We start from the raw sequence: 18,481 nt of genomic DNA on the forward strand, positions 1-18,481 counted from the left end.
TTGATGCTGGAAGCGGAAGCTGCCGAAAGAGAAGCGGAACTTCAAAGAATGGAAGCTGCGGCAAAAGAAGCAGAGGCAAAGAAGAAAGAAACGGTCAAGCCAAAGGCAAAGCCAGCTGCAAAAACAAAGACAAATAATAAAAAGAAATAATGCTTCCCCTGATGGCTGCAGTATGAATCATCAAGGGAAGTGTAACGTGCAGTGATTCTGAGGAGAATAGGTCAGCTTATGCTGACCGGAATCACGCACCAAGTCTCACGTGCGATCAACGTGAATTCATATACATTGTTACATCGTGATTTCATTTTCTTTGCGTGAATAATAATAGGCGTGCGTAGATAAAATTTCATCATCCTGAAGCTGTGTGTCATTGACCTCCTGAACCATTTCAGAAAGCTCCTGATAATCACTATTCTCCAGTGTTGGTACAAGGATTACTTCATGGATACTGCTTGGAAGAATATAGAAATCCGTCTGTGCTTCCGCGGCATAATGCTGCAGAAGATTTGGGTAGATGATACAGGCTGCACCGAAAAGATTACTTTCATTGGTGAGAACGAACATCGGGTATGGTACCTCACAGCAGCAGTCATCAGATACATGCTGGCTTTTATCGGTGAGTTCATGCAAAACATCATTCATGTCATAGAGTTTTTCCGGAAGAATCTGCTGCGTATTTTTTTTCGCAATCTCGAAGAGATCGTCGGTCTGCATATTCCAGTTTTTTAAATGAGAATGATGAATCAGTATCGTAGCTGACCCTTGTGTAATATCCATGCTGATCAGGCAGTAGAAGACGATGGCAAGATCCAGGAAACGAATATGCGGAACATCTTTGAGTAGTATTTTGTTACGTTCGTAGTGAATCAACTTCAGGGCGATTTTGTCTCTGATGTTGGAAAAGTCTGTGAAAAAAGAGGGATCAATATTTCCGGATGGCCTGTGATTCTGATAATCCCTTAATAATGATTGGTACACATCTTGAAAGGCTACGCCGTGTTTATAGGAATCGTAATAGTAGTTCAGATACAGTGTTGGTGATATATTACAGTCATTTTCCATGATAGAAAGTCCGTCCAGAACAATGCCATTATTTTTTGTAACCTGTTGAATGGAAATATGTTTGGGATCCGGGATATCACGCTCTAAGCGTTCCATGATCACCGTTTGAAATGTAGAATAGTTCATGATTGATTTGTATAAAGATAAGACGAATATAGTAGTTTTTACTTGGATAACATATCACAGTTTAGGAAGAATAGCAAGTGTAATCTGAAAAATATTCTAAATATGAATACCATTTGAACACAGGTCGCAAAGCGGCTGCGTTCATGAGCAAGTAGCGAAAGCGGATTGTGAATGTCCGCTTTACAAGTATTTGGCATGGAACTGTAATAAAATTTGTTTCACAACTGAAATTTTGTACAGATTTGTGAAAAAAATGAAAAAAAGGTCTTGCAACAAAGGGAAAAATCTAATATAATATCTCATGCGTGCTTCGATGGCTCAGTTGGTAGAGCGACGCACTCGTAATGCGTAGGTCGAGGGTTCGAGTCCCTTTCGAAGCTTGTAATCAGAAAGTCCCGGTTTTTACCGGGATTTTTTGTTTGTAAAAAATCATCTTGCAGGAGGCATATTTTTTCTATATACTGATTACATCGTCAAAAGGACGAAGCATTTGTCGTACAAGGGCGGATGAAGCACTTTTGGGACGTCACGATTATTGAAAGAAAGATTGTCAGATGGAGGTAATAGAGAAAAATGGCAGTAAAAATCAATGGGATCAATCACTGTGCAATCAGTGTTGCGGATATTGAAGAAACGATTAAATGGTATCACGATGTGTTTGGATTTACCGTGGTTAACCGTTCGGAAATTCCAGGAGCAGGCATCAAAGTGGCACATCTGCAAGGAGTAGATTTTTTGTTGGAAGTATTTGAAGCACCAGGAGCGAATGCCTTGCCGGAAGATCGCAGAGTACCGAATCGGGATCTGCTGACACATGGAAACAAGCATATGTCCTTTGGCGTACCGGATGGAAAAAAAGCGAAAGCTGAGCTGGAGGCAATGGGTGTCGAAATCGCGATGGTTGCGGAAGTAGATGATACGTATGGTGTTTTTATCCGGGATAACACAGGAAATCTGATTGAGATTTTTGAAGAGTCTGGTGACGTGGTGTTCAATCAGCACAAAGATCAGGCATAAGATAATTCAGAGAAAGGAAAGGAATGATATATGGGGGCAAAGATTCGAAAAATGATTGACCATGCCAGTGAATTGCTGGAGCTTGTGGTCAATGTCATTATTATAATTGCTGTGGTTGTAGCAATTTTGTCGTTATGGAAACCGTTTTTGGCATTTGTACAGAACCGGGAATCGGCACATGCATTTCTGGATTTCCTGGGGTATGTATTAAATGTTCTCATCGGCATTGAGTTTTTCAAGATGCTTTGTAAACCGGATGTGGACACGATCCTGGAAGTCGTAATGTTCGTAATCGTCCGTCATATGGTGGTGCTGGATACCAGTGCGGTGGAAAATCTGTTGACGATCATTGGTATGGCAATTATATTTGCAATTAAAAAATTCCTGAAAACACCAAGGGAAGAAGAAAAGGAAATACCGGAAAGTAAAGTCAGAGAAAAACTGGACGTTATCACAAAAGGGAAAGTAGAATAGAATAAAAAACAGTATGTAAAAAGACGGAGCATATGAAAGATGATATGCTCCGTCTTTTTTGTTTTGAAATAGTTTTTATGCTGAGGCTATTTGAAAAAATCTTCTATGGGTGTTGCAAGCACCTGAGACAGACCGTACAATTCAATATCCGTAACTGTCCGACTGCCGTCTTCAATTCTGGAAATGGAACCGCGACAGATATAGATGGCCAGTGTTTCCAGTTTGTCAGAGAGCTGCTGCTGGCTCATATGCTTCTTTTTTCGTAAAAGTTTCACTTTATTTCCAATCAGATTTTTGTTATCAGTATCAATAATCCGTGCCATACAAAGACCTCCTGTCTTGAAATAGGACATAATAAATGGTATACTAAAAAGCACAAAAAATTGTCTTATTACAGGACAAAATATGGAATTAAATGACATATGATGTCTTTGAAAAATTAAAAAAATATTGTGTCGATGACAGTATATGTCCGTCTGTAATTATATAATCAAGAAAAACAGGAAAAGGAGTAAAAAATGGGAAGAGATTCAGAAGATAAAGCAGGACGTATTCTGTCGATATATACGAGATTGAAACAAGGAAAAGTGATTTATAAGCAGGAAGAGAGTATCCGTTACGGGGTAGCGGAACGAACCATTCAGCGTGATATCGTAGATATTCAGTGCTTTCTGGAGGAGCATGCCTCCACATCCGGAGAAATTCAGGAAATTATATTTGAAAAGGCTCTGGGGGGGTATGTACTTCAGACGAAGAAAAAGACACAGCTGGAGGAAAAAGAACTTCTGGCCGTTGCCAAAATACTGTTGGAGAGCCGGGCACTCACAAAACAGGAACTGTATCCGATTATTCACAAACTGATTCATCTGTGCAGCAATGAAGCGGATATGAAGCTTTTGAGGGAACTGATTAAGAATGAGGAATTTCATTATGTGGAACTGAGGCATGGGAAACCGCTGTTGGACAGCATCTGGAAACTGGAACAGGCAGTAAAAGCGCAGCAGTATCTGGAAATCGAATATCAGAAACTGAAAAACCATGAAGTAGTCAATCGGAAAGTAAAACCGGTTGGTGTAATCTTTTCAGAATTTTACTTCTATCTGGTTGCATATATTGATGGAATTGACAAAGAAAAGGCATTTCAAAATCCAAATGATACCTTTCCGACCATCTATCGGGTGGATCGGTTAAAAAGTATAAAAGTATTAAACGAGCATTTCGCAGTGCCATACAGTGATCGCTTTGAAGAAGGCGAATTCCGGAAGCGGATCCAATTTATGTATGGAGGCAGACTTCAAAAAGTGAAGTTTCGGTATTCCGGTGCGGATATTGATGCTGTGTTAGACCGGTTGCCGACGGCACAGATCTTAGAGGAGAAAGAAGGCGAGTATACAGTGTTGGCAGAAGTATTCGGCTCCGGGATTGAGATGTGGCTGAGGAGTCAGGGAGATGTGGTGAAAGTAATATAAAACTAGCAGTTTATAATGATTTAATTTCTGAAAGGAGAAAAGGGAAACATGAAAAACAATGAAACGATGAAAATTAAGGACGCAGATTCTTTGAAGAAGATACAGGCATTTTTAAAGAATGCAGATATTATTATAAAAGACAAGACAATAAAATTAACAGATCCTTCAGCAAAAACTGCGTTTTCGATGGTGGCGACAGGTGGTGTACTAGTGGCTCTATCTTTATTGCCAGTTATTGGACCATTTGTAGCAATTGGGGCAACACCTATGTTAGCATCAACAGGTATTGGTCTGATTACTCCCGCAGTTCTTATGATGAAAGATTTGAATAAGGCAAAAAGTTTAACTTATAAAAATGCTTTGGAAAAACAAACTGCTATCATTAAGGCACTTCGTGAAGAACAGGATGCGGATAAAGAGCGGGTAGAGCTTTTGGAAGCAACAAATAAAATGTTAACTCAAATTATTAATGATTTAAAATATGATTTAGATATGGAATCTTAAAAGAGGGATATATGAAAAAATTTATATATACATCAGAAGAAAAGAAAATTAATAAGGTTCTTAAAATGAATCAGGAGCAATCAACGGAATTATTGCATGATCAGAAAATGAAAAATGTTAGAGACAACGCTGATGATGCGATAAGAAAATCTTTAGAACTGATTGAATCTATGGAAAAAAGTACAGATGTATTGAAAAATAAGCAAGAGATTTCTGAAAATCGTAAGCTAGAAAATAAACCAATTTTGGAGTCATGGGACAAGATATATGATGAGGCTAGTGCATATTCTCCAGATCAAATAATCCTTGAAGATATTATGACAGAAGAAGAGATAAAGAATGCATTTAGGGAACTTGATGAGATTAATGAGAAGTTTTCAAAAAAGACAGGCATTGTTAACAAAACGGATTTAAGTTTTTTGGCAATTGCAACAGGATTGCAAGTGGCAAAGTCTTTGCTTTTCCCATATGTAGCACAAAAATTTGACTATGGGAAAGGCTTTGATGCGACTAACAGAAAAGTGTCTGATGATAAGTCAATAGAACAGGATTATAAGAATGCAAAAGAGCGTTTTTTAAATAAACATAAAGACAAATCTGAAATAAAACATTGGAGATATATAGTAACGCAACCTGTTGCATATGATGCCACACAAGGTTCCAGAGAATTGGGAATCAATATGGGTGGGAGAAACCATCGAATGTATACATTAGGTCATGATCCTATGTTAGGATGGATTTTTGGAACTGCAAATATTATGACAGATTGTATTACTTTTAATACATTTCAAACAAATAAAGTAACTAGATTTAATACGGCTACAAGGAAAAAGGCATTGGTTATTACACCAGAAATTGTACCGATAGGGGTTATGTTTAAAGAATGTTATGATTATGTATGTGCCGATTATTTAGACCTTCCTGCAGCATTGTATATGCAAGCGTTACATTTAGAATCAGATAAGTATACAAAAATGGGGTTGCCTGTACCTTTTTTGTCCAGTATAAATGAAAATTTTGCTAGTAAATTATATAGTGAACACTATGACGCATTATGTTTTTCTAGGGATCTGAAAATTGTAGGTGCATCTTTTGCTGTGTCGAAAATAATAGATATTATTATTACGCTTACACATGGATTATTTAGAAAGCCAGATGAAAATCAGGATTTGTACGAAGTAAAAACAAGAAAAATTCTCTTGATTTCGAATTCACTGGCGTCTACAAGTTCAATTATTTGTTCTAGCATTACTAAAAATCCTAAAAATCTGGACATAGGTGGACTGTTAAATACCGTCACACATTTGTTTACAGATATTGCATTTTTTGCAAGAATAAAGAAAGAATTTGTGGAAAATGAAATTTCGACAAAATTACGAGCTGAATTGAACGAAATTGATCAGATGTATCAAGAAATGTTATAAATAAAAATTCTTCTTCAGATATGCTAGGTAGATGCAAGCAATGGCAAAAGTTTTGTAAAATTGTGAAGTGGCAAAGGAGAAAAAGGAATGTTTAATGTAGAATTGAAAAAAGAAACATTAAGAATACATGAGAAGACATTACAAAGATACAATAGTTCATATGACGGAATGAAGAGTACATGTGAAAATTTGTATGATCTTCGAGGATAGGCCATAACGATTATAAAATTGATTCAAAATGTTATTAACAGTATTGCAAACACACCGAAAAAATTTGACACAACCCTTGGAAAAATAGGCAAAGAGTTAATTAAATTTAATGATACGGAAAAATATGCAAAAAAGCATATAATGCTTCCGTTCAGGCAGGTGTAAATATTGCAGGAGGAGCGGCAACTGGATTGGGTGTTGCATCTATGGCACCAACAACTTTAATGAGTATCGCTACAACTTTTGGTACAGCATCAACCGGTACGGCTATTAGTACATTATCAGGATGTGTTGCTCAGAAAGCTGCTCTGGTATGGATTGGAAGGATGTTCGCTGGATTTGCAGCTGAAGGTGCTGGTATGGCTGCCGGACAGGCATTTCTGGCATTGGCTGAGGAATTACAGCTGCTTCAACAGGTATTTCGTTAATTTCTCTTTCTAATAAAAATGAAGAGTTGGCGGATAAAGCTGTGGAAGAAGCAAAATGATGAATTGAAAAGACTTGAGTTTGTAAAGATGAATGAAAAGGCAGACAATGCGATTGCAGTTGCTGCTACCGTTGCAACAGTTGCAATTCCCATTCCTTTTGCGGATGCCTTATTGCTTATTGGCGAACAGGTTACTCTGATGGCTACCATCTGTGGAATATATGGAATGAATATTGGTAAAGATGGATTGAAAATGCTTGCAACTATGGTACTTGGTGCTGTCTCTATCGCAGGAGCGGCAAGTTTCCTTACACATTAGTTTTGAGAAGTATTTTTAGGGATTGGGTGTGAATGCGACAGAGGCAGGGGAAAACTTGCCAAAGCTGGCAGGAAAATGATGATTATTTTCCACCAGCTTTGAAGTTATACACCGGACGAAGTACATTTGTTATATCTACCGTATCTTGAATGACATCCAGCATATCAACCATGGAACGGTAGGCAAATGGTGCTTCGTCCAAAGTGTCTTTGTTGATACAGCTGCTGTAAATTCCTTTCATTACTGATTTAAAGCTGGAAACGGTAAAGGATGATTTGACATCTTCCCGTTTCATGATTCGACCGGAACCGTGTGGGGCGGAGCAGTTCCAGTTTGGATTTCCTTTTCCGGTGCCAAGAAGAATACCATCCCGCATGTTGATCGGAATGATCACTTTTTCACCGGAAAGGGCAGAAATAGCACCTTTGCGGAGCATAGGGGCATGAAATAACTCTGTGATTTCAGGGCGATTGTCCACATAGTTGTGAATACACTCATAAGAATCCAAGACTTTCCATTTCATACCTTTGATAAGTTCATCCAGCATGATTTCACGATTCAGGGAGGCAAATTTCTGTACAATCTGCAGATCATGAAGGTAATGCTGCATCATGTCACCTTCAAGCCAGGTAAGTTCATAAGGTATTTGTAATCCCTGTTCTTTTAAAACTTTTTGTCCTTGATTTAAGTAATATTCTGTTACTTCTTTTCCAAGACGGCGGCTTCCGGAATGAATGACAATGTAGAGGTTACCGTCATCGTCTTTATCCGCTTCGATGAAGTGATTGCCCCCCCCGAGTGTTCCGAGACTTCGCATTGTTTTGTCCATCTGGATGTGGGAAGCACAGTGCAAAGCAGAAAAATCAAAGTATTCTGCAAATCGATGCGGCTTCATTCGAATGGAAAATCCGGATGGTACGTTTTCACGGATTACGGTATCTAATTTCTGATATTCAATTTTTTTCCCTTTGATCTGTGCTAAGGTCATGCCGCAGCCAATATCAATGCCTAAAAGGTTTAAAATGATTTTGTCTCCAAGTGTCTGGGTTAAGCCGATGGGACCGACTTTGCCCGGGTGAACATCCGGCATGACACGGATGCGGCAGTTTTTTGAAGCTTCCTGATCGCAGATCATTTGAATCTGAGCCAGGGCATAGTCCTCAATGGCATGAACTTCATTATTTGTGGTAAATATATTTGCAAATGTGTATGTTCCTTCGATTGTTTTCATAATATTTATCTCCATTATTTTTCTTCATTTGTTTTGGTGGCTTTATTGGCGTCATTATACTATAAATTTTACAACATAGCAGTAAACGGCTGGTTTATGGAACCTTTTCGTTATGTACGATAACATTTAAGAGTGACATATATTGACATTGTGAGCCACAAAATGGAATATTGAAAAATTCTTTTGTGAGAAATCACAATGACAATATATGTCTGTCTTATGCGGTACAATCAAGGAAAAATCGGAAATTGAACTTCCAAGGAGAAAGGTTTCTTATTTTTCATTACTTACAGATTTCCCTTTAATTACAGAAGCGGGAGTCTCAATTCAAACAAAGACGAAGGAGCGAAAAGGAATGTACAGAGAATTTATAGACGAATTTGTGTTGTCACCAAGCATGAGGCAGTATTTGAAAACCGTAGATTTAAGTGTGGAACAGATCACGCAGTTGATTTATTTTTCGCCGGTTTTGCTGCAACAGAAAAAGCAAGCATTTTACAGATTGCGGGATCTGGCAGAGAAAAATCAGGATGAAATTTTGAAAAAAGAGTGCCACAGATATATTTCAAATATGGAAGAAGCGTTGTCTTATTTGCGTGTAAATGGGATTATTTCAGTGGAATCGAATATTGCGGATGAGATGATGAATGAAGCAGATTCACATTTTGAAGGGGTGTTTGATACCTGTAATGAAGCAATGAACTTTGTAGATCGTCATGCCAAAAAGGAAGGAACAGATCCTTATGGACGCATCTGGTATATTTTGAAGAAATGGATCAAAAATGATGATGGAGAATATTATGACGCGTGTTCTTATGTAGTGGCGGATGATGAGATTTATTACGCGGAGCTGGACAATACGCCGAATGGTGAAAAACGGGAGGACAGCATTGATTATTGCGATGGTATGAATTTGAATCTTCCTGTGCCGTTTCAGGCGGGAGATCTGATTTATGTCAATGGTTTCCCATATGCCATAGCATTTCCTATGTTGATTTTGACGGTTGGAGACAATCGTAACTGTTGTTCAGTGAGAGCATTGAGTAAGACCGCAGATGATACCTGGTATATTGGATCGGTAAAACATGGGAGAGTTGGTTATTTTTCTTTCCCAACTGTGTCACCGCTTTATACGGCAACGATTTGGCGTGGAAACATGGGAATTGGAGATGAAATTTTGAAAGAGGTGCAGGAGTATATTGGTTCTGATCCAAAGAGGGGACAACAGTTTTGTGAGGATTTTTTGGGATATGAGCTTTCGGAAAAGGAGCTTGAAAATATTGTGAAAGAGTAGTATATAATTGTAAATAAGTATAAGTCTATTTTTGAAATTGAGGTGGATCAGGCGACACAGATGGCAGATCTTACGAAAGGATATCCCTTTGCATTTCAGGTTCTTGGCTATCTGACATGGAATCATCATGGAGATTACAACGCTGTCAGAGGAGAATATGAGCAATATCTGAGTGAATTTGTTTATGACAAAATCTGGTCGGAACTGTCACAGAAAGATCGTATGGTTGCACGTGGAATTGCAGATGTGGAAGGTGGAAAAATAAAGGATATTCGGGAACATTTACACATGGAAACAAATGAGTTTAATCCATATCGGAAAAGACTGATTAAAAAGGGAATTCTTTCCGGTGAAACGAGAGGTTATGTATATTTTACATTGCCGCTTTTTGAAGAATATGTTATGGAAAATTATTAATTATTTATTGACTGGCCAGAGAATATAAAAGTTAGAATTGATTAGCAGTAAAAGACAGTAAAACATTTGAAAAACAGTAAAAGAAAGTGAAACGCTGTATCCACAGAATGATCCGGATACAGCGTTTTCGTGTTCCCTATATATCTACTGATAATGACAACGGTTATACCTTTTTCAGATACCATTTTTCTAAAGATACAATCAACTGATACAATCCCATGGCGATCAGACAGAGTATCACGATTCCAAGAATGACCCAGTCCAGTTTCATGATCTGACTGCCATAAATGATCATATATCCCAGTCCCCGGCGGGAAGAAATAAATTCACCAATTACAACGCCTACCAGACAAAGTCCGATGTCTACCTTCATGATGGAAAACAGATTGGGAATATTGGCTGGAAAAACAACTTTTGTCAGGATATTCCGTCGATTCCCACCCAGTGTTTCAATCAGTTTCATCTGATTTGGATCGACACCCAGAAAGCCTTGATAGAGACTGAGGATGGAACCAAATATTGCCACAGACATTCCGGTGACGATGATGGTTTTGTAATTGCCGCCCAGCCATACGATCAGCAGTGGCGCCAGGGCAGATTTTGGCAGGCTGTTCAGCACAACCATATACGGTTCTGATATATCAGAGACAGATTTTTTTGCCCAGAGCAAAACTGCAATCAGAATGGTAAAAAGAATGACCAGCACAAAACTGATCATTGTTTCCAACAATGTGATGCTGACATGCTGCCAGATGATTCCTTCCATCAGCATTTGCACAAAGCAGGTGACAAGCCGTTTCGGGGAACTGAAAATAAAGTCATTGATCCAGGACAGATCTGCTGCCAGTTCCCAGAGAATGAGAAAAACCACAAAGATAAAAATGCGCAAAAAGTGTATTTTACGTTTGTATTGCTGATGCTGATACAGGAAGGTTTCCTGCGCAGTTTCAGGTCGTTTCATGGTGCAGCTCCTTCCAGATAAGATTAAAATAGGTTTTGAAATCAGCGTGATTCCGGCGCTCCATCGGTGTCAGCTGTTCCGGAAATGCCACAGGTATAATGCGCTGAATACGTCCGGGACGTTCCGTGAGTATGATGATGCGGTCTGCCAGACTGACGGCTTCCGCCAGATCATGTGTGACAAGAATCGCTGTTTTCTTTTCTTTTTGGATAATGGAACCGATGTCGTTGCTGACCGACAGGCGTGTCTGATAATCCAGTGCGGAAAACGGTTCGTCTAAGAGCAGCAGATCCGGTTTTAATACGAGAGTACGGACCAGAGCCGCACGTTGCCGCATGCCGCCGGAAAGCTGACTTGGCTTAGAATGAGAGAATTTCTCCAGACCATATTGTTTCAAAAGCTGTTTTGCATAAGAACAGCTTTCTTCTGTTACTTCATGACGGATTTCAAGTCCAAGTAGTACATTTTTCCAGATGCTGCGCCATTCCAACAGATAATCCTGCTGCAACATATATCCGATATGGCATCGGCTGTCTGTCGTCAGTGGAGTACCGTTTAAAAGCAGTGTGCCGGATTCCGGTGTGAGCATGCCGGCCAGCAGATTTAAGAGGGTGGATTTTCCACATCCGCTGGGTCCGACGATGGCAACAAAGTCTCCTGTATTAACGGTAAAGGTGATATCTGATAAGGCAGCGGTTTCCCCCTGCATCGTGTGATATGCATAGGACAAATGTTGAATTTCAAACAACGAATGCATGAGAGTCCTCCTTCAAATTTATAATAGTATTAAGCATTATCTTGCATACATGTGATGAGTGAACTGTAACGGATATAGTATAATGTATGTGAAAATAGCATTGGTTGCTATTGTAAAAATAGCAGGAATCGTATAAAATAAATAAGTTATGAAGCAGAATTACCAAAAAGAACTGGAAAAGAAAATTCAAAAACTGCAAACGGAGCAAAAAGTTCCGAGTCTGTTATTACATGCCTGCTGTGCACCATGTAGCAGCTATGTATTGGAATATCTGGCGGAATATTTTCACATCACGGTATTTTTTTATAATCCGAATATCACGGATGCAGCGGAATATCACAAGCGTGTGGAAGAGGAAAAACGTCTGATCCGGGAATTGCCTGTGAAATATCCGGTGTCTTTCATGGAAGGAAACTATGAGCCTGAACGGTTTGTTGCGGAGGTGAAAGGATTAGAGCATGTTCCGGAAGGCGGTATCCGCTGTGAAAAATGCTTTGTGCTGCGTTTGTCAGAAACAGCAAAACTGGCGCAGGCACATGGATTTGATTATTTCACGACATCACTGACCATTAGTCCGCTGAAAAATGCAACATTGTTGAACGAGGTAGGAGAGGCTGTGGCAGAAGAATACTGTCACGGAGCTACTGCTTTTTTGAATTCTGACTTTAAGAAGAAAAATGGATATAAGCGGTCTGTGGAATTGTCGGAACTTTATGGTCTGTACCGGCAGGATTATTGCGGCTGTGTCTATTCAAAGTTGCAGCGGGAACAGGAAAAAAGAGCAAAAGCGCAGGAAGAATCTTGACAGGGATAAGATGTGCGCAGATAAGAGAATTGAAGGAGGAACAACGAGATGGCACAATTATGGGGAGGACGTTTCACAAAGGAGACGGACAAACTGGTTTATAATTTTAACGCATCAATTTCTTTTGACCAGAAATTTTACAAACAGGATATCCAGGGAAGCATCGCGCATGTATGCATGCTTGGAAAGCAGGGAATCCTGACAAAAGAAGAGATGCAGGATATTGTAAGGACACTCGATGAGATCTGCAAAGATGTAGAATCCGGTAAACTGAAAATTACAGATGAATATGAGGATATCCACAGCTTTGTGGAGGCAAATCTGATTGACCGTCTGGGTGATACCGGTAAAAAACTTCACACCGGACGAAGCAGAAATGATCAGGTTGCATTGGATATGCGTCTGTATACACGTCTGGAAGTGCTTTACACAGATGAACTTGTACGAGATCTGTTACAGGAACTGTTAAAAATCATGGAAGAGAATACTGAGACGATCATGCCTGGATTCACACATCTGCAGAAAGCACAGCCAGTTACATTAGCTCACCATGTTGGTGCTTATTTTGAAATGTTCAAACGTGACAGAAGCCGTCTGCATGATATTTACGATCGTATGAATTACTGCCCGCTGGGTGCAGGTGCTTTAGCAGGAACCACCTACCCGTTAGACAGAGAATATACGGCATCCCTGCTTGGATTTGAAGGTCCGACCTTAAACAGCATGGATTCTGTATCTGACCGTGATTATGTTATTGAATTTTTATCCGCATTATCTACAATCATGATGCATTTGAGCCGTTTCTGCGAGGAAATCATCATCTGGAATTCCAACGAGTATCAATTTGTGGAAATCGATGATGCATACAGCACCGGCAGCAGTATCATGCCGCAGAAAAAGAATCCGGATATTGCTGAACTGGTACGTGGAAAAACAGGCCGCGTGTATGGTGCATTGATGTCTATTCTGACTACTATGAAAGGCATTCCGCTTGCTTATAATAAAGACATGCAGGAAGACAAAGAATTGACGTTTGATGCCATTGATACCGTCAAAGGTTGTCTGGCACTGTTTACCGGTATGATTTCTACAATGAAATTCAACAAAGAAGTTATGAGCAAGAGTGCACGCCATGGATTTACAAATGCGACAGATGCTGCTGATTATCTGGTAAATCATGGTGTTCCGTTCCGTGATGCGCATGGAATCGTAGGTCGTATTGTACTGTACTGCATCGACAAAGGCATTGCAATCGATGATATGTCTCTGGATGAATTAAAAGCCATCAGTCCGGTATTTGAAGAGGATATTTATGATGCTATTTCCATGGATACCTGTGTGAACAAACGTCTGACCATCGGTGCACCGAGTAAAGAAGCCATGATGCAGGTAATCGCAATTGAAAAAGAATATCTGGCACATGACTGGCTGGAAAATATTGAAATTTTACAGGAAACCAAGTAAAGAAATAAAAGAAGGACTTGCATTTTTCTGAGAATTGTTATAAGATAGCACAAGACAAAGACAATTGTTCGCGGTAAACGGACAAAAAGTGAGATGTATATCAAAAAACGATCGCAATGGAGGATGTAAAAATGAGTGAGAAATTAAAAGTCGGAATATTAGGCGGAACAGGAATGGTAGGTCAGAGATTTATCTCTCTGCTGGAAAACCATCCGTGGTTTGAAGTAACAACGATCGCAGCGAGCCCGCGTTCAGCCGGAAAGAGATATGAGGACGCCATTGGCGATCGGTGGAAAATGACAACTCCGATGCCGGAAGCAGTAAAAGACATTGTAGTCATGAACGTAAATGAAGTAGAGAAAGTTGCTTCGGAAGTAGATTTTGTATTCAGTGCCGTAGATATGTCAAAAGACGAGATCAAAGCCATTGAGGAAGCATATGCAAAAACAGAGACACCGGTTGTATCAAACAACAGTGCACACCGTTGGACACCGGATGTACCGATGGTAGTTCCGGAGATCAACCCACAGCATATGGACGTTATCAAGTATCAGAAAAAACGTCTTGGTACAACACGCGGATTTATCGCTGTAAAGCCAAACTGCTCTATTCAGTCCTATGCACCGGTACTGACAGCATGGAAAGAGTTTGAGCCGTATGAAGTTGTTGCAACTACTTATCAGGCAATTTCCGGAGCCGGAAAAACATTCAAAGACTGGCCGGAGATGGTAGAAAATATTATCCCGTACATTGGCGGAGAGGAAGAAAAATCCGAGAAAGAGCCGCTTCGTCTCTGGGGTGAGATCGATGAGGAGAAAGGCGAGATCGTTCCTGCAACTTCACCGGTTATCACTTGCCAGTGTATCCGTGTTCCGGTATTAAACGGACATACAGCAGCAGTTTTCGTGAAATTCCGCAAGAACCCGACAAAAGAGCAGCTCATTGAAAAGTTAGAGCAGTTCAGCGGCGTTCCGCAGGAGTTAAATCTTCCGAGTGCACCGAAGCAGTTTATCCGCTACATGCAGGAAGATAACCGTCCGCAGGTTCAGCTTGATGTTGATTATGAAAACGGCATGGGTATCAATGTAGGGCGTCTGCGTGAGGACTCTGTATATGATTGGAAGTTCGTAGGACTTTCCCATAATACGGTTCGTGGTGCTGCAGGTGGAGCGGTTCTTTGTGCAGAACTTCTGAAAGCACAGGGATATATTACAAAAAAATAATTACGTGCTGATAAAAAATACATAATAATAAGAAAAGGATGAGTTTTCCGCTGAAATTGGAAGGCTCATCCTTTTTGAAATTACACTTCCAAATGTATGGCTGGAAATATAATGCCAAAACATACAAGTTTATCAAGTTTTTACAGAAAAAGCATAGAAAAAATAATGAATCTGTGAGAAAATATGTGGCAGATAAGCAAAGAAATTTCGGGAGGCAAAAGAGATGAGAGAAAACCTTAACTGGGCGGTACTTGGTACCGGTGTGATTGCAAATGAAATGGCGCAGGCACTGCAGAAAATGGGAAAATCCCTGTATGCAGTTGGAAACCGTACTCATCAGAAGGCGATAGATTTTGCAGAAAAATATGGTGTAGGTAAAGTATATGATCAGATCGATGATATGTTTGAGGATGAAAATGTTGATATTATTTATATTACCAGTCCACATAACACGCATTATGCCTTTATGGAAAAAGCATTACAGCATGGAAAGCATCTTTTTGTCGAAAAATCCATTACATTAAACAGCAGAGAACTGGATCAGATGATCGCACTGGCACAGGAAAAGAATTTAATTCTGGCAGAAGCGATGACCATCTGGCATATGCCGATTTATAAGAAATTGTGGAACATCGTAAAAGAAGGAGCACTTGGAAAAGTCCAGATCATAACAATGAATTTTGGCAGTTTTAAGGAATATGATATGAAGAACCGCTTTTTCAATCTGAATCTGGCGGGAGGAGCAATGCTTGATATTGGTGTTTATGCACTTTCGATTGTCCGTAGTTTTATGGATGAGACTCCGACCAATATATTAAGTCAGTGGAAACCATCTCCGACAGGTTCCGACGAGCAGGCAACTGTTTTGCTGCAGAATTCACAGGGACAGATGGCAACAGTAGCATTATCCATGCATTCAAAACAGCCAAAACGCGCCATGATCAGCTGCGAAAAAGGATATATAGAAATTATGGAGTACCCACGCGCTGATAAAGCAGTTATCGTAGACGCCGAAACCGGGGAACGGACAGAAATTACAGAAGGTGAGACTGCTAATGCATTGTATTATGAAATGCTGGATATGGAGCAGGCAGTGCGCAGCGGTAATGCAGATGGAATGCATCTGGAATATACGAAAGATGTCATGGACATTATGACAAAACTTCGGAAAGACTGGGGTATGAAATATCCGGAAGAGAACTGGGATTAGATTTTTAATGAAAAAGGAGAGAACATAAATATGAAAATCGTAGTATTAAACGGAAGTCCACGTAAAGGTGGAAATACAGAAATTATGACGCAGGCATTTACAAAAGGTGCTGAGAAAAAAGGGCATGAAGTAGTCAACTTACCTGTTGGTACCATGAAAATCCGTGGATGTATGGCGTGTGAGTACTGTTTCTCTCATAATGGAGAATGTGCACAGAAAGACGATATGACACAGGTGTATGCAGAATTGAAAGATGCGGATATGGTTGTATTTGCATCTCCGATTTACTGGTTCGATATCACTGCACAGTTAAAAGCAGTCATCGATCGTTTGTATGTGGGGGCAACAGCAGGATTTCATTTTCATAAAACAGCGTTGTTGTTAGATGCCGGTGCAGATCATGTATTTGATGCTGCAATCGAACAGTATCGTGCAACAGCTGCTTATGTGAAGTGGGAGAACTGTGGAATCATTACTGTTCCAAATATGGAAAGCAAAGGCAGCATGAGTACCTGTCCGAAGCTGACAGAGGTAGAAGCATTGGGAGAGTCTTTATAATGCAGAAATACAGACATATTGTGCAGTATTATGAAACAGATAAAATGGGGATTACACATCATTCAAATTATATCCGTTGGATGGAAGAAGCCAGAATTGATTTTCTCAGACAGATTGGATGGGACTATGCAAAACTGGAGTCAATAGGCATTATATCTCCGGTTATAGCAGTAAACTGCAAATATAAAAAAAGCACAACCTTTGAAGATGTTATTGACATTGACGTCATAGTAGAAGAATTCAAAGAAGTAAAATTGAAATTGCAATATACTATGACAAATGCGCAAGGAGAAATTGTATGTCAAGGATATTCAGAACATGGATTTATCAATCCGGAAGGCAAGCTGATTCGGTTAAAAAGAGAATATCCGGACTTTTATCATGCATTGAGTGAACTGGCAGAGTAAGAAATGGAGGGATGAGACGATGAAAGCACATAAATGGTGGAGCATTGCGGCATTATTTTGTATGATCATGGCAATTTATTCAGGTCATAAAATAATTCATAAGGCAAAGTAAATTTATCAAAATGAATAATTTAGAGAAGGTATGTAGAATATGCGAGTTAGGGGACTTCGAGCAAGAACCCAAAATTGTCACTGGCGGTCTGCTGCATAAAATGTATTGTGTTGAAACTAATCAAGGGAAATATGCAATAAAAGTATTAAATTCTAATGTTATGAATAAGCCAGATGCCTTGGAAAAACTTGAACAGGCAGAACGTATTGCATATAGATTAAAAAATGAAAATGATATTTCTGCAATTTGTGTAAAATCTGTGGCTGGAAAAATGATTTTTGAAGTGGATCATGCATATTATGAAATTTTTGAATGGTTTGACGGAAAATCAGTTTTTTATCCAGATATAACAGCTGCTCATTGTGCAAAAGTCGGAGAGCAATTAGGAAAAATCCATGCTTCAAATATTTGCGTGGAGGGATTGTATCCGGAAAATACAGTGCGTTGTAAATATGAATGGAAGTATCTTTTATCTGCCTTGAAAAAAGATGTTGAAGTGTATTCGCTTTTTCAGGAAAATGTTTTACAGTTGGAGCAATGGGATTGTGATGTGGTTGAAAATGCCGCAAAACTGAAATGTAATCAGGTGATAAGTCATCGAGATTTAGATCCTAAAAATATTATGTGGAAAAACGATGTTCCATATATTATTGACTGGGAAGCTGCTGGTTATATAAATCCGTATGAGGAACTGATACAGGTACTAAACTATTGGATTGTTGATGAAAATCAGAATTATAATAAGGAAAAATTTGATGCATTGATGAATGCATATCTTTCATGGATAGATGTAAAGTACGAATATTGGAATGAGATATTTCTATGTGGATGCGATGCTATGTTGGGCTGGTTAGCATATAATATTCAGGTTTTGATAGAAGCACAGAATCCGATTGTGAAAAATGCAGCAAGGGAACAGATAACGAAAACATTATTTGAGTTAAAGATGTATGATAAACAGCAGATGATATTGAAAAACTGGATTTTACAATATCTATAAAATTTTAATA

Annotated in this window: 22 protein-coding genes and 1 tRNA gene; 18 read left to right on the forward strand and 5 right to left on the reverse strand. The window is 39.3% G+C overall.

Features of this window, described 5'->3' with window-relative positions; all coding sequences use genetic code 11:
* Positions 1–288: 288 nt before the first annotated feature.
* Positions 289–1,188, reverse strand: coding sequence for a DUF5688 family protein (locus ACIRUQ_RS04685; RefSeq protein WP_022036425.1), 900 nt, complete (start codon positions 1,186–1,188; stop codon positions 289–291).
* A gap of 307 nt (positions 1,189–1,495) precedes the next feature.
* Here ACIRUQ_RS04685 and ACIRUQ_RS04690 point away from each other — a divergent pair.
* The 3 genes from ACIRUQ_RS04690 (at position 1,496) to ACIRUQ_RS04700 (ending at position 2,679) form a co-directional block, all read left to right on the forward strand.
* Positions 1,496–1,568, forward strand: a tRNA-Thr gene (locus tag ACIRUQ_RS04690).
* Positions 1,569–1,761: 193 nt separating this feature from the next.
* A complete protein-coding gene (locus ACIRUQ_RS04695) occupies positions 1,762–2,205 on the forward strand; it encodes a VOC family protein (RefSeq protein WP_055288839.1) in 444 nt (147 codons plus the stop codon).
* A 30-nt stretch (positions 2,206–2,235) separates the two neighbouring features.
* The gene (locus ACIRUQ_RS04700; protein ID WP_021739808.1) at positions 2,236–2,679 is read left to right on the forward strand and encodes a phosphate-starvation-inducible PsiE family protein; all 444 of its coding nucleotides are present in this window, start codon (positions 2,236–2,238) and stop codon (positions 2,677–2,679) included.
* Positions 2,680–2,765: 86 nt separating this feature from the next.
* Here ACIRUQ_RS04700 and ACIRUQ_RS04705 read toward each other — a convergent pair whose 3' ends face one another.
* Positions 2,766–3,002, reverse strand: a complete 237-nt coding sequence (locus ACIRUQ_RS04705; protein ID WP_055288836.1) for a helix-turn-helix transcriptional regulator — start codon at positions 3,000–3,002, stop codon at positions 2,766–2,768.
* A gap of 195 nt (positions 3,003–3,197) precedes the next feature.
* On the opposite strand from ACIRUQ_RS04705, the gene ACIRUQ_RS04710 reads away from it, so the two are divergent.
* The 5 genes from ACIRUQ_RS04710 (at position 3,198) to ACIRUQ_RS04730 (ending at position 7,032) form a co-directional block, all read left to right on the forward strand.
* Complete coding sequence (locus ACIRUQ_RS04710; protein WP_055288834.1) at positions 3,198–4,148, forward strand: YafY family protein; 951 nt, start codon at positions 3,198–3,200, stop codon at positions 4,146–4,148.
* 48 nt (positions 4,149–4,196) lie between these two features.
* A complete protein-coding gene (locus ACIRUQ_RS04715) occupies positions 4,197–4,652 on the forward strand; it encodes a hypothetical protein (protein ID WP_055288832.1) in 456 nt (151 codons plus the stop codon).
* An 11-nt stretch (positions 4,653–4,663) separates the two neighbouring features.
* Entirely contained in the window at positions 4,664–6,076 is a 1,413-nt protein-coding gene (locus ACIRUQ_RS04720) for a hypothetical protein (protein ID WP_055288830.1), read from the forward strand.
* A 416-nt stretch (positions 6,077–6,492) separates the two neighbouring features.
* Entirely contained in the window at positions 6,493–6,714 is a 222-nt protein-coding gene (locus ACIRUQ_RS04725) for a hypothetical protein (RefSeq protein WP_172679861.1), read from the forward strand.
* Positions 6,715–6,801: 87 nt separating this feature from the next.
* The gene (locus ACIRUQ_RS04730) at positions 6,802–7,032 is read left to right on the forward strand and encodes a DUF697 domain-containing protein (protein ID WP_242853556.1); all 231 of its coding nucleotides are present in this window, start codon (positions 6,802–6,804) and stop codon (positions 7,030–7,032) included.
* A gap of 82 nt (positions 7,033–7,114) precedes the next feature.
* Here ACIRUQ_RS04730 and ACIRUQ_RS04735 read toward each other — a convergent pair whose 3' ends face one another.
* Positions 7,115–8,263: an RtcB family protein gene (locus ACIRUQ_RS04735; RefSeq protein WP_082432643.1), complete on the reverse strand. Its 1,149-nt coding sequence runs from the start codon at positions 8,261–8,263 to the stop codon at positions 7,115–7,117.
* A 355-nt stretch (positions 8,264–8,618) separates the two neighbouring features.
* On the opposite strand from ACIRUQ_RS04735, the gene ACIRUQ_RS04740 reads away from it, so the two are divergent.
* On the forward strand, positions 8,619–9,557 hold the full coding sequence (locus ACIRUQ_RS04740) for an SH3 domain-containing protein (protein WP_172679860.1): 939 nt from the start codon (positions 8,619–8,621) through the stop codon (positions 9,555–9,557).
* Between the two features lie 60 nt (positions 9,558–9,617).
* Positions 9,618–9,974 (forward strand): hypothetical protein, encoded by a 357-nt coding sequence (locus tag ACIRUQ_RS04745; protein WP_242831208.1) that lies wholly within the window; start codon positions 9,618–9,620, stop codon positions 9,972–9,974.
* Positions 9,975–10,137: 163 nt separating this feature from the next.
* Here the strand turns inward: ACIRUQ_RS04745 and ACIRUQ_RS04750 are convergent, their stop codons facing one another.
* The gene (locus tag ACIRUQ_RS04750) at positions 10,138–10,935 is read right to left on the reverse strand and encodes an ABC transporter permease (RefSeq protein WP_055288826.1); all 798 of its coding nucleotides are present in this window, start codon (positions 10,933–10,935) and stop codon (positions 10,138–10,140) included.
* Positions 10,922–11,692, reverse strand: a complete 771-nt coding sequence (locus ACIRUQ_RS04755) for an ABC transporter ATP-binding protein (RefSeq protein ID WP_055288824.1) — start codon at positions 11,690–11,692, stop codon at positions 10,922–10,924. The genes ACIRUQ_RS04750 and ACIRUQ_RS04755 overlap by 14 nt, the downstream gene beginning before the upstream one ends.
* A gap of 148 nt (positions 11,693–11,840) precedes the next feature.
* Between ACIRUQ_RS04755 and ACIRUQ_RS04760 the strand changes: the two genes are divergently transcribed.
* The 8 genes from ACIRUQ_RS04760 to ACIRUQ_RS04795 all read left to right on the forward strand — a co-directional run bounded on the left by ACIRUQ_RS04760 (position 11,841) and on the right by ACIRUQ_RS04795 (position 18,471).
* Positions 11,841–12,497, forward strand: coding sequence for an epoxyqueuosine reductase QueH (locus ACIRUQ_RS04760; protein ID WP_055288822.1), 657 nt, complete (start codon positions 11,841–11,843; stop codon positions 12,495–12,497).
* Positions 12,498–12,545: 48 nt separating this feature from the next.
* Positions 12,546–13,961: an argininosuccinate lyase gene (argH, locus tag ACIRUQ_RS04765; protein ID WP_022036553.1), complete on the forward strand. Its 1,416-nt coding sequence runs from the start codon at positions 12,546–12,548 to the stop codon at positions 13,959–13,961.
* Between the two features lie 131 nt (positions 13,962–14,092).
* A complete protein-coding gene (gene asd, locus ACIRUQ_RS04770) occupies positions 14,093–15,184 on the forward strand; it encodes an aspartate-semialdehyde dehydrogenase (RefSeq protein WP_055288820.1) in 1,092 nt (363 codons plus the stop codon).
* 223 nt (positions 15,185–15,407) lie between these two features.
* On the forward strand, positions 15,408–16,394 hold the full coding sequence (locus tag ACIRUQ_RS04775; protein WP_022036555.1) for a Gfo/Idh/MocA family protein: 987 nt from the start codon (positions 15,408–15,410) through the stop codon (positions 16,392–16,394).
* A gap of 30 nt (positions 16,395–16,424) precedes the next feature.
* Entirely contained in the window at positions 16,425–16,952 is a 528-nt protein-coding gene (locus ACIRUQ_RS04780; RefSeq protein WP_055288817.1) for a flavodoxin family protein, read from the forward strand.
* Positions 16,952–17,359 (forward strand): thioesterase family protein, encoded by a 408-nt coding sequence (locus ACIRUQ_RS04785; RefSeq protein ID WP_022036557.1) that lies wholly within the window; start codon positions 16,952–16,954, stop codon positions 17,357–17,359. Before ACIRUQ_RS04780 ends, ACIRUQ_RS04785 begins: the two co-directional genes overlap by 1 nt.
* 19 nt (positions 17,360–17,378) lie before the next feature.
* The gene (locus tag ACIRUQ_RS04790) at positions 17,379–17,471 is read left to right on the forward strand and encodes a DUF6219 family protein (protein ID WP_022036558.1); all 93 of its coding nucleotides are present in this window, start codon (positions 17,379–17,381) and stop codon (positions 17,469–17,471) included.
* Between the two features lie 10 nt (positions 17,472–17,481).
* Positions 17,482–18,471: a phosphotransferase gene (locus tag ACIRUQ_RS04795; RefSeq protein WP_022036559.1), complete on the forward strand. Its 990-nt coding sequence runs from the start codon at positions 17,482–17,484 to the stop codon at positions 18,469–18,471.
* Positions 18,472–18,481 lie beyond the last annotated feature (10 nt).

The sequence above is a fragment of the Eubacterium ramulus genome, assembly GCF_045002895.1.
In the GTDB taxonomy this organism is placed as follows: Bacteria; Bacillota; Clostridia; order Lachnospirales; family Lachnospiraceae; genus Eubacterium_I; species Eubacterium_I ramulus.

Excerpts from the sequence above, each read along its gene's own strand:
- ACIRUQ_RS04775 (WP_022036555.1), top strand. The coding sequence starts at position 15,408 with ATGAGAGAAAACCTTAACTGGGCGGTACTTGGTACCGGTGTGATTGCA.
- ACIRUQ_RS04740 (WP_172679860.1), top strand. The coding sequence starts at position 8,619 with ATGTACAGAGAATTTATAGACGAATTTGTGTTGTCACCAAGCATGAGG.
- ACIRUQ_RS04725 (WP_172679861.1), top strand. The coding sequence starts at position 6,493 with ATGGCACCAACAACTTTAATGAGTATCGCTACAACTTTTGGTACAGCA.
- ACIRUQ_RS04780 (WP_055288817.1), top strand. The coding sequence starts at position 16,425 with ATGAAAATCGTAGTATTAAACGGAAGTCCACGTAAAGGTGGAAATACA.
- ACIRUQ_RS04755 (WP_055288824.1), bottom strand. The coding sequence starts at position 11,692 with ATGCATTCGTTGTTTGAAATTCAACATTTGTCCTATGCATATCACACG.
- ACIRUQ_RS04735 (WP_082432643.1), bottom strand. The coding sequence starts at position 8,263 with ATGAAAACAATCGAAGGAACATACACATTTGCAAATATATTTACCACA.
- ACIRUQ_RS04705 (WP_055288836.1), bottom strand. The coding sequence starts at position 3,002 with ATGGCACGGATTATTGATACTGATAACAAAAATCTGATTGGAAATAAA.
- ACIRUQ_RS04730 (WP_242853556.1), top strand. The coding sequence starts at position 6,802 with ATGAATGAAAAGGCAGACAATGCGATTGCAGTTGCTGCTACCGTTGCA.
- ACIRUQ_RS04720 (WP_055288830.1), top strand. The coding sequence starts at position 4,664 with ATGAAAAAATTTATATATACATCAGAAGAAAAGAAAATTAATAAGGTT.
- ACIRUQ_RS04795 (WP_022036559.1), top strand. The coding sequence starts at position 17,482 with ATGAATAATTTAGAGAAGGTATGTAGAATATGCGAGTTAGGGGACTTC.
- ACIRUQ_RS04695 (WP_055288839.1), top strand. The coding sequence starts at position 1,762 with ATGGCAGTAAAAATCAATGGGATCAATCACTGTGCAATCAGTGTTGCG.
- ACIRUQ_RS04745 (WP_242831208.1), top strand. The coding sequence starts at position 9,618 with ATGGCAGATCTTACGAAAGGATATCCCTTTGCATTTCAGGTTCTTGGC.
- ACIRUQ_RS04710 (WP_055288834.1), top strand. The coding sequence starts at position 3,198 with ATGGGAAGAGATTCAGAAGATAAAGCAGGACGTATTCTGTCGATATAT.
- argH (WP_022036553.1), top strand. The coding sequence starts at position 12,546 with ATGGCACAATTATGGGGAGGACGTTTCACAAAGGAGACGGACAAACTG.
- ACIRUQ_RS04790 (WP_022036558.1), top strand. The coding sequence starts at position 17,379 with ATGAAAGCACATAAATGGTGGAGCATTGCGGCATTATTTTGTATGATC.
- ACIRUQ_RS04715 (WP_055288832.1), top strand. The coding sequence starts at position 4,197 with ATGAAAAACAATGAAACGATGAAAATTAAGGACGCAGATTCTTTGAAG.
- ACIRUQ_RS04685 (WP_022036425.1), bottom strand. The coding sequence starts at position 1,188 with ATGAACTATTCTACATTTCAAACGGTGATCATGGAACGCTTAGAGCGT.
- ACIRUQ_RS04760 (WP_055288822.1), top strand. The coding sequence starts at position 11,841 with ATGAAGCAGAATTACCAAAAAGAACTGGAAAAGAAAATTCAAAAACTG.
- ACIRUQ_RS04750 (WP_055288826.1), bottom strand. The coding sequence starts at position 10,935 with ATGAAACGACCTGAAACTGCGCAGGAAACCTTCCTGTATCAGCATCAG.
- ACIRUQ_RS04700 (WP_021739808.1), top strand. The coding sequence starts at position 2,236 with ATGGGGGCAAAGATTCGAAAAATGATTGACCATGCCAGTGAATTGCTG.
- ACIRUQ_RS04785 (WP_022036557.1), top strand. The coding sequence starts at position 16,952 with ATGCAGAAATACAGACATATTGTGCAGTATTATGAAACAGATAAAATG.
- asd (WP_055288820.1), top strand. The coding sequence starts at position 14,093 with ATGAGTGAGAAATTAAAAGTCGGAATATTAGGCGGAACAGGAATGGTA.